This window comes from Pseudoalteromonas sp. Z1A6 (assembly GCF_011378745.1).
Taxonomy (GTDB): domain Bacteria; phylum Pseudomonadota; class Gammaproteobacteria; order Enterobacterales; family Alteromonadaceae; genus Pseudoalteromonas; species Pseudoalteromonas arctica.
In genome coordinates this window covers 1-3,955 of sequence record NZ_WTKW01000366.1, presented here as the reverse complement: position 1 = coordinate 3,955, position 3,955 = coordinate 1, and the positions used below count along the sequence as shown (strand labels likewise).

The following is a 3,955-nucleotide window of genomic DNA, read 5'->3' as shown; positions in this document are numbered from 1 at the left end:
CGAATCTAACGATTCGGGCTTTTTTACGTCTGCAGAAAAGTGAAATGCGCGCAATTAACACACACTCACATCAACACACATCACGTAGGGCGGGCGAGCGCTGCGACTCCCGACGCTAAAATCACATCGAGAATAGCTACAGTGTTCTTATTTCACGAGCTGGGTTACCCACTACTACAGTATTAGGCATTACATTTTTAGTAACCACAGCACCCGCACCCACAATACTATTTTCACCAATACTTACACCCGCTAAAATAATTGCACCTGCGCCAACCCATACGTTATTGCCTAACACGATAGATGCTGCAAAGTTTTCCTTATTAAGCCTTTCTGCTGGATTAGTAGCATGTGACACAGCTAAAAGCTGAACGTTCGGGCCAATTAAGCAGTCATCACCTATGGTGATTGAGTGATTGGCTAATGGCGAGTCGAGAAGTGTGCAATTAATATTCATAAAAGTACGGTCACCAATAACTATTTGATTGCCGTAATCGCAATGAAAACCTGATTCTATAATTACACCATCACCCGACTTTAAAAATAACTCCTTGATACGTTTTAAGTTCCCTTTGCTTGGGCTCTTATTGAATAAACGGCAAGTTTCACCAGCTTGCTTTCGCTGTGCTAAGTATTCTTTACTGATACTGTTAAATGACTGCATTGTATTTATCTTTATAACTTAATTGGTTATAGCTTACCGTATTTTTAGTTTTATTATTATTAGAATAAAACTGTGTTTTTTTTGCTCGTTCACTTGCCATTTAGGTTGTTTCGTTTAAAATCGCATAACTTTCGAAACGAAACTTAATTCACGAGCTTTATGACTAAACGAAACACACAACAGCGTCGTCACAATATACTGGTTCAGGTTAATGAACTAGGTGAAGTAGTTGTTGAAAAGCTAGCTGAACAGTTTCAAACATCTGAAGTAACCATTCGAAAAGATTTAACCTCGCTTGAAAAAAGTGGCTTATTACTTCGCCGCTACGGTGGTGCTATAGCACTACCTAAAGAAATTGTTAGCGATGAAGTAGATTCAAAGCGCAAGGTCGCAATAGCAAAAGCGGCGGCCTCACTTATAAACGATCATAATCGCATTATTATTGATAGCGGACGCACTACAGCAGCGATGATCCCTGAACTTGCCAATAAACGTGGGCTCGTTGTTATGACCAATGCGATTAAAGTCGCTAGTCGTTTATTAGCACTTGAGAACGAGCCAACACTTTTGATGACCGGTGGAACATGGGATCCGCATTCTGAGTCATTTCAGGGGCAAGTTGCCGAAAACGTATTATGCTCTTACGATTTTGATCAGCTATTTATTGGTGCGGATGGTATAGACGTAAAGCGCGGCACAACGACTTTTAATGAGTTAGTTGGTTTGAGCCAAGTAATGGCAAAAGCCGCTCGTGAAGTAATTGTAATGGTTGAATCAGATAAGATTGGCCGAAAAATACCAAATTTAGAATTACCGTGGAAAATAGTAACCACATTAATAACCGACAATGGCTTAGCAGACGAAAAACGCAAAGCAATTGAGGCGTGTGGTGTAAAACTAATTTGCGCAGAGATTATTGAATAGTAACTACAAAGTGAGTTACTAGAATTAAAAAATTAATGGAGACACTATGTGTGGAATAGTTGGGGCAGTTGCAGAACGTCCAGTAAACAAAATTTTAGTTGAAGGCCTTAAACGTCTTGAATACCGTGGTTATGACTCAGCAGGCGTAGCATTGCTTGATGGCAACACACTTAATACTGTTAAAGCAGTAGGTAAAGTAGTTAACGTAGAAGCAGCTCTAGAAAAAGCAGGCGTTAGCGGTCATACAGGTATTGCACATACGCGCTGGGCAACACATGGTAGCGTTACAGAAGCAAATGCTCACCCACATGTATCAAACAACCAGCTAGCACTTGTGCACAACGGTATTATTGAAAACCACGCTACGCTTCGTGCAGCATTAAAAGCTGATGGTTACGAATTTTTATCAGACACTGATACAGAAGTAATGGTGCATTTAATTCACCAACTTCGTAAGCAACACACAACGTTACTTGCATCAGTACAAGCAGCTGTTAAACAGTTTGAAGGCGCATTTGGTACCGTTGTATTTGATAAAGATAACGACAACGAAATTATTGTAGCGCGCTCAGGTAGCCCTCTTGTTATAGGTTTAGGCCTTGGCGAAAACTTTATTGCGTCTGATCAATTAGCATTATTACCTGTTACTCGCAGCTTCATCTTTTTAGAAGAAGGCGACGTAGCACGTATTACACGTGACACAGTAGAAATTTTTGATGCAGACGGTAACGCAGTTGAGCGTGAAGTGATTGAATCAAACATTACGCAAGATGCATCAGGTAAAGGCGATTACCGTCATTACATGTTAAAAGAAATTTACGAGCAGCCACTTGCTGTACGTAATACTCTTGAAGGGCGTTTAAACGACGACCGCGTAGCAATTGATGCCTTTGGCGACAGCGCTCAGCAAATATTTAAAGATGTAAAACACGTACAAATTATTGCCTGTGGCACGTCTTACCATTCAGGTATGGTTGCACGCTACTGGCTTGAGCAGTTTGCCGGTGTTAGTTGTAATGTAGAAATAGCCTCTGAATTTAGATACCGCCAATCGTTTGTACATGAAAACAGCCTACTTGTTACTATTTCTCAATCGGGTGAAACAGCCGATACACTAGCGGCATTACGCCTAGCTAAAGAGCAAGGTTACATGGCATCAATGACCATTTGTAACGTACCTGGCTCATCGCTTGTACGCGAATCTGACCTTGCCTTTATGACTAAAGCGGGCGCTGAAATTGGCGTGGCATCGACTAAAGCGTTTACTACACAATTAGTTGGTTTGTTAATGCTTACTGCGTCTATCGCGCAAGAAAAAGGCCTTGATCAAAGTGCGATTGTTAATGCTATAAAAGTACTTCCAGCTAAGTTAGAAGAAACATTATTACTCGCTGATGGTATTGCAGATCTTGCAGAAGAGTTTGCTGATAAGCACCATTCATTATTCTTAGGTCGTGGTTCGCAATACCCAATTGCAATGGAAGGCGCGCTTAAACTTAAAGAGATTTCGTACATTCATGCAGAAGCTTATGCCGCAGGCGAGCTTAAACATGGCCCACTAGCACTTATTGATGCCGACATGCCAATTATTGTTGTAGCACCAAACAATGAGTTATTAGAAAAGCTTAAATCAAACGTAGAAGAAGTACGCGCACGTGGCGGCATTATTTATGTATTCGCAGATAAAGATTCACACTTTGAGTCAGACGACACAATGCGTGTAATCAATGTAAACCACACTGACGATATTATTGCGCCAATTGTTTACACCTTGCCATTACAGTTACTGTCGTACTACGTAGCGGTAATTAAAGGCACTGACGTTGACCAACCACGTAACTTAGCTAAATCGGTTACGGTTGAGTAAAATCAATAGGTTGGTAATTACCTGTTAAAGATAAAAAGGCGCTCAATGCGCCTTTTTTTGTGAATAATTTTAGCCGTGTTTTATTACTGCAAAGTACTCAAATTAAATAACAGTGAAAATAACTTCGTTTGAATACAATGTTTCGTAATCAATGTCTTCATGGCAATATAGCTATAAACAAAATCAGGGAAGATAAATAATGGAACCATGGAATGACGATAAGTTAAATAGAGTTGAAGATGCAAAATATCTAACTTCTTACTTACTCAATCGATTTACAGTAAAGAAAGAGGAACCTTTTGTATTAAATATTGATGCTGAATGGGGATTTGGTAAAACCTATTTTCTTACAAATTGGCGAAGTGATTTAAAGTCACAAGGCTGCGAAGTTGTTTATTTTAATGCTTGGGAGAAGGATTTTACAGATAACCCTTTGCTTGGTTTCATTTCTGCGATCGATAAAGAGTTAAAACCTTTTTTTAGTAAAAAGGCCAACGCAA

4 protein-coding genes are annotated in these 3,955 nt (G+C 39.8%); 3 read left to right on the top strand and 1 reads right to left on the bottom strand.

What is annotated here, in order from left to right:
* Positions 1-136: 136 nt before the first annotated feature.
* Positions 137-664: a sugar O-acetyltransferase gene (locus tag GQR46_RS17190; protein WP_165741697.1), complete on the bottom strand. Its 528-nt coding sequence runs from the start codon at positions 662-664 to the stop codon at positions 137-139.
* A gap of 159 nt (positions 665-823) precedes the next feature.
* Here GQR46_RS17190 and GQR46_RS17185 point away from each other — a divergent pair, with 159 nt between their 5' ends.
* From GQR46_RS17185 to GQR46_RS17175, 3 genes are all read left to right on the top strand, one after another.
* Positions 824-1,588: a DeoR family transcriptional regulator gene (locus tag GQR46_RS17185; protein WP_165741695.1), complete on the top strand. Its 765-nt coding sequence runs from the start codon at positions 824-826 to the stop codon at positions 1,586-1,588.
* Between the two features lie 46 nt (positions 1,589-1,634).
* Complete coding sequence (gene glmS, locus GQR46_RS17180) at positions 1,635-3,455, top strand: glutamine--fructose-6-phosphate transaminase (isomerizing) (RefSeq protein ID WP_165729546.1); 1,821 nt, start codon at positions 1,635-1,637, stop codon at positions 3,453-3,455.
* Positions 3,456-3,654: 199 nt separating this feature from the next.
* Positions 3,655-3,955: P-loop NTPase fold protein (locus GQR46_RS17175; RefSeq protein ID WP_240922919.1), on the top strand; the 301-nt coding region annotated here is incomplete at its 3' end.